The sequence below is a fragment of the Candidatus Schekmanbacteria bacterium genome, from assembly GCA_003695725.1.
Taxonomy (GTDB): Bacteria; Schekmanbacteria; GWA2-38-11; order GWA2-38-11; family J061; genus J061.
The window spans coordinates 1-5066 of the sequence record RFHX01000336.1 but is presented as its reverse complement, the minus strand read 5'-3'; the positions used below and the strand labels follow the sequence as shown (position 1 = coordinate 5066).

Here is a 5066-nt window from a genome sequence, read left to right as displayed (position 1 = left end):
TAATTATATATGGTGATTAGTATGTTCAGTATCTTTCGTAGAGAAAATGAAAATTCAAATAAATCCCTGTTTCTTCATAAATGAGGAAGAAATAGGCGAAAAATTTATTAGATCATCAGGTCCCGGCGGACAAAAAGTCAACAAAACTTCTACGGCTGTACAGTTGTCTTTTAATATAAATGCAAACAAAACATTGCCAACTGAGGTAAAGGCAAAGCTGTTTAAAATTGCTAAAAATAGAATCAACGAAAGGGGGATTCTCATTATAAAAGCAATGCGCTATTCAACGAGACAGAAAAATAGAGAAGATGCATTGAAGAGACTGGTAAAAATAATTGAAAAAGCCGCATTTGAAGATATTGAAAGAATTCCAACCAAACCTTCATTATCCTCAAGAGAAAAAAGATTGAAAGAGAAGAAGAAAAGAAGTGAAATAAAAAAACTTAGACAGAAAGATGCCTCGATTTTGAATGAATAATTTTTTTTCTTGTAAGCATAACTCTTCAATCCCTCTTTTATGGATTTCCTTGCGAATTGTTGGACATTGACCCTTTTCTCTGCGTTTCTTACAAAAGATAAATTAAAAAAAGAGTAATTTTCTTGAAAAAATATGTTAGAAGGTATGCACTTTTTTTAACTTTATAAATTTAAGAGGAGCAAGATAATGGAAAAAAAGATAAAAGCATATTACAAAATGATTGCTTTGATAATTTTCCTATTTCAATTTACTTTACCTTCATTTTTTATGTCTGCGCAGGCGCAAGAAGTTGAATGTGCAGGATTGAAAGCAACAATAGTTGGCACTGACGGAAATGATGTCATTACAGGGACTTATAAGAAAGATGTAATAGCAGGACTTGGCGGCAATGATTATATCCTCGGCAAAGGAGGAGACGATATTATTTGCGGAGGTGATGGCCAAGATATTCTTGTAGGAAATGACGGCAATGATAAGTTATATGGTGAAGGAGACAACGATATGCTTGTTGGCAATGATGGGAACGACTTATTAAATGGGGGAGAGGGAATAGATGTTGCAGATGGGGGCATAGGTGTGGATAGAGATTTTGAATGTGAAAATGTCAGCAACACAGGATTAAAGGTATTTCATATAAATCTTAAAGCTGATGATGGCACACCCCTTGAAGGAGCTCTATTCGTTCCTAAAGGAAAAGTTAAAAAAGTAGCGGTATTGGTAACGCATGGTACTTTTGGGACATATAAGAAAAGCTTTGCGGGTTGGGTAGGATATTATTGGGAACCCTACAAGGTGGTAGTACTTTCCCTTAACCGCAGAGACAATGGGCCTACTGAAGGCGGAGGAAAAACCTTGTTTGAAGATGCAGTAATGGACCTCAAACCGGGGATAGATTTTCTTGAAAAACTTGGCTTTAATAAAGTTTATGTAATGGGGCACAGCAAAGGCACACAAATGGCAGCAATATATCCAGTTCTATCAAAGGACAAAAGAGTTGTAGCTGTTGGAACTTATGGAACTGTAGCAAATGGAAGAGAATCAATTGAATATGCCATATTTGGCAATGGACTTTTAGAGAAGAATGAAAAAAAAGCACGAGAGCTTGTAAAAGAGGGCAGAGGAAATGAACTGTATGAATTTATGACTCACTGGGGACAAAAAATCAAGATGACCCCTTCAAGCTTCCTCAGTTATTATGGCAAGGATACTTTATCAATTGTAGAAAGAGAAGCGGAAAAACTTAAAATTCCATATCTCATTATGTGGTGTCAGGGTGATGATGTTACTCCCGGAAAATGGTCGGAAAGATTATACAAACATTTGAAAGAAAAGAGGGTAAATGTATCCTTGATTAAATTACCTGAACCTACAATCCCAAATCCTCCTCCCGGTTATGCTGCCCACAGGTTTTTGAGCAGAGAAGAGGAAACAATCAAATCTACATATGATTGGCTTTTAAAAAATGTTTCAGAAGCAGGGGAGGAGATGGAATCTATGAAAATTCCTGCTGATTTGAAGGAGTTCGACCCTCCTTTGGTACCTGAAGAATAAACTCTCTCTATAATGATTTTTGATTTTAAATGTTTAATTTCTGATTGAATTCAGGCATACAGATACAGAGCTCAAACTCATTAGTCCTGCTGATAGGACAGGTGGGAAGTATCCCATAGCTGCAAATGGAATAGCAATTATATTATAGAAGAATGCCCAGAACAGATTTATCTTGATTTTTGTGAAAGTTCTTTTTCCCAATTCTAATAGAGTCAATATGCCATCCAATTTATCATTCAAAAGGACAACATCAGCAGAAAGAGGGGCAAATTGTGAGGGCTCATTCATTGCGATTCCAATATCTGCTTCAACGAGGGCAGGGGTGTCGTTGATACCATCACCAACATATATTATTTTATGTCCCTTTCCCTTTTCATTTTTTATGATATTGATTTTATCTTCAGGCAAAAGCTCTGCTTTATATGAATCAAGTTTGAGCTTTTTGTTTACTGCTTCAGCTGATGCCTTGTTGTCTCCTGTCAACATTAGAGTTCTAAATCTTCCCTTCTTCAGTTTCTCTACCATATTCACTGCCTCATCTCTCAATAAATCCTCAAAAACCATCAATGCCTTTGCCACATTCCCTTCAGCATAAAAAATGCATACTTTCCCTTCTTCAACAAAATCTTCTTTTTTATTCTTCAGGTATTCTGAAATTTCAATGCTATGCTTATTAAGAAATTTTTCATTTCCAATACGAATCTTTGTCTTTCCATCAACACTTCCTTCAGCCCCCAAGCCCGGATAATAATTTATATCAGAAGCAGGCACTAATTGTTCATCTTTGGCTGCTTTTACAATAGCTATTGCAATGGGATGTTGAATATTTTTTTCTATAGAAGCTGCGTTGCGTCTAATCGCTTTTTTGTCTTCATTAGAGAAGGCGGGTTCTAACACTATATCTGAAATATCGAGTTTACCTGATGTAAGTGTTCCTGTCTTGTCGAATACGATAGTATCAATATCTTTAAATGCTTCCAAAACTTCCGGTTTTTTTATCAAAACTCCAAATTTAGAGCTTCTCGAAATAGCGCCGCTTATTGCAAGGGGTGTTGCTAATCCAAGCGCGCAAGGACAGGCAACAATGAGCACTGAAATTGAAGACATCACTGCCGCAGATAGCAGTTCATCTCTTATTAGATAATGAAATACAAGTGTTCCCAATGCACACAGCACCACAAGAGGCACAAAAAAGGCAACTGCTTTATCTGCGGTACGCTGAATATTTGCCTTCTGTAAAAGGGATTCTTTGATCAACTCCATTATGCTGTTTACATATGAAGCTTCTGCATCATTCAAAACTCGACATTTGATTTTGCCCCAAAGATTTGATGCTCCTGCAAAAACTTTGTCTCCCTTTTGTCTTTTTACAGGAAGTGATTCGCCTGTGAGCAAGCTTTCATTGACTTCTGTTTCACCTTCTTCAATAACAGCATCTGCAGGGATTCTTTCAAAAGGGTAGATTACCAAAAGATTGCCCTTTCTGATTTTGCTTGCAGGCACCTTTTTAGCACTTCCATCTTTTTCATCGATTATTGTTGTCTCAACATCCAGAAACTCTCTGAACTTTTTAAAAATCGATGAGATATTGCTTCGTACATATGCTTCAATAGTGCGTCCTGCTAAGATGAAGGTTATTATCATTGCCGCAGTATCAAAATAAACTTCTCCCTTAATCGAAATTTGATAGATACTATAAAAATACGCAGTAAGCGTGCCAATACTGATGAGAGTATCCATAGTGATAGTTCTATTTATAATCCCCCTGACAGCTTTAAGGTGAAAATCAAATCCACAATAAAAAACTACCGGTGTGGAAAGAAAGAAGGAAATTATTTGAAAGAATAGTTTTGAAGTTTCATCAATTCCCTTGAAATATCCTGAATAAAGAGCAAGACTGGCTACCATTAACTGCATTGAAAAAAATCCGGCAGTGCCCAGTCTAAAAAGAAGCCGCTTCTTTTCTTTCTTGAAACTTTCTTCTATATCTTCATAGAAGAATTTTTTTGCCGCATATCCCAGAGAATTGATTACAGAGATAATCGTGTCAGTCGTTAATTTCTCCGGATAAATTCGGGCTTTTGCAATTCCTGTTTCAGCTGAAAGTGTAAAAGAAGATATGCCATCCATCTTATTTACTGCTTTGGTAATTGCAGAGACGCATGAAGCGCATTGTATCCCGTCAATTTTAAGGGTAATCTCTATTGAATTGTCCATAAGAAAGCAAAGAAAAGTTGTGATTTTATTCTTTCAAGAGTTTTTTCAAACTCTTTTAGTTATATATATTCTCTAATTATTTATCTGAATTCCTCTCTGTCAATTATTTACATAACATCGAATAGGATTTTATCAGTATTGATTTCCTTTTCATTTATCTTTTGCAAAAAAACATTCCCAAAATATTCCTTCTGAGAGCTTAGATGCTTGGACAATCCTGTCACAGTGATGGATAACAAAAAAGAATGAGACGAGAAAATTTGTGTCGATTGCAGTATGTTATATCTTTTTATTTCAGAGAATCGATAAAAGCCAATACTTTCCAAATCTGTTCGTCTGTGAGGTCATCTTTAAATGAAGGCATTTCACTATCTGTATCAGCTCCTCTTCCCATCTTTACAACTTCAAACTTGCTTTTGTCATCTGAACCATATTTCCACTCAGAATCAGTCAGATTAGGTCCAAAATCTCCCTTAGCATCTTCTCCATGGCAGTCTGCGCAATAGTCAGCAAAAATCGTTTGCCCTTCAGAGATGGCAGCTGAATTATGTTCAAAGGGGTTTTCTGCTGAAAGTTTTTTTGCTTCTATCTGGGGCTTTTTTGATACATTCAGATAGTCATCTTCCGATGTCCAGCCAGAAATTGCAGGAGTATAACGAATTATATAAACAATCAGAAATATTGCAGTTACAATAAAGAGCGCAATGAATACACCCGGCAGTTTGTCTTCTTTTCTTTTTTTCTCAATTTCTTCTATGTTATCGTCATTATTATTTACCATTTCAAATCCTCCCATTGAGCTATTCAAAATAGCTGATAC

At 36.1% G+C, this 5066-nt stretch carries 4 protein-coding genes; 2 read left to right on the top strand and 2 right to left on the bottom strand.

What is annotated here, in order from left to right; genetic code table 11:
- Positions 1-46: 46 nt before the first annotated feature.
- Positions 47-478, top strand: coding sequence for an aminoacyl-tRNA hydrolase (locus tag D6734_12335; GenBank protein RMF92419.1), 432 nt, complete (start codon positions 47-49; stop codon positions 476-478).
- A 186-nt stretch (positions 479-664) separates the two neighbouring features.
- On the top strand, positions 665-2029 hold the full coding sequence (locus tag D6734_12330; GenBank protein RMF92418.1) for a hypothetical protein: 1365 nt from the start codon (positions 665-667) through the stop codon (positions 2027-2029).
- A gap of 33 nt (positions 2030-2062) precedes the next feature.
- Here D6734_12330 and D6734_12325 read toward each other — a convergent pair whose 3' ends face one another.
- Both D6734_12325 and D6734_12320 read right to left on the bottom strand, forming a co-directional pair.
- On the bottom strand, positions 2063-4246 hold the full coding sequence (locus D6734_12325; protein ID RMF92417.1) for a cation-translocating P-type ATPase: 2184 nt from the start codon (positions 4244-4246) through the stop codon (positions 2063-2065).
- A gap of 289 nt (positions 4247-4535) precedes the next feature.
- A partial coding sequence (locus tag D6734_12320) for a hypothetical protein (protein RMF92416.1) occupies positions 4536-5066 on the bottom strand: 531 nt, incomplete at its 5' end.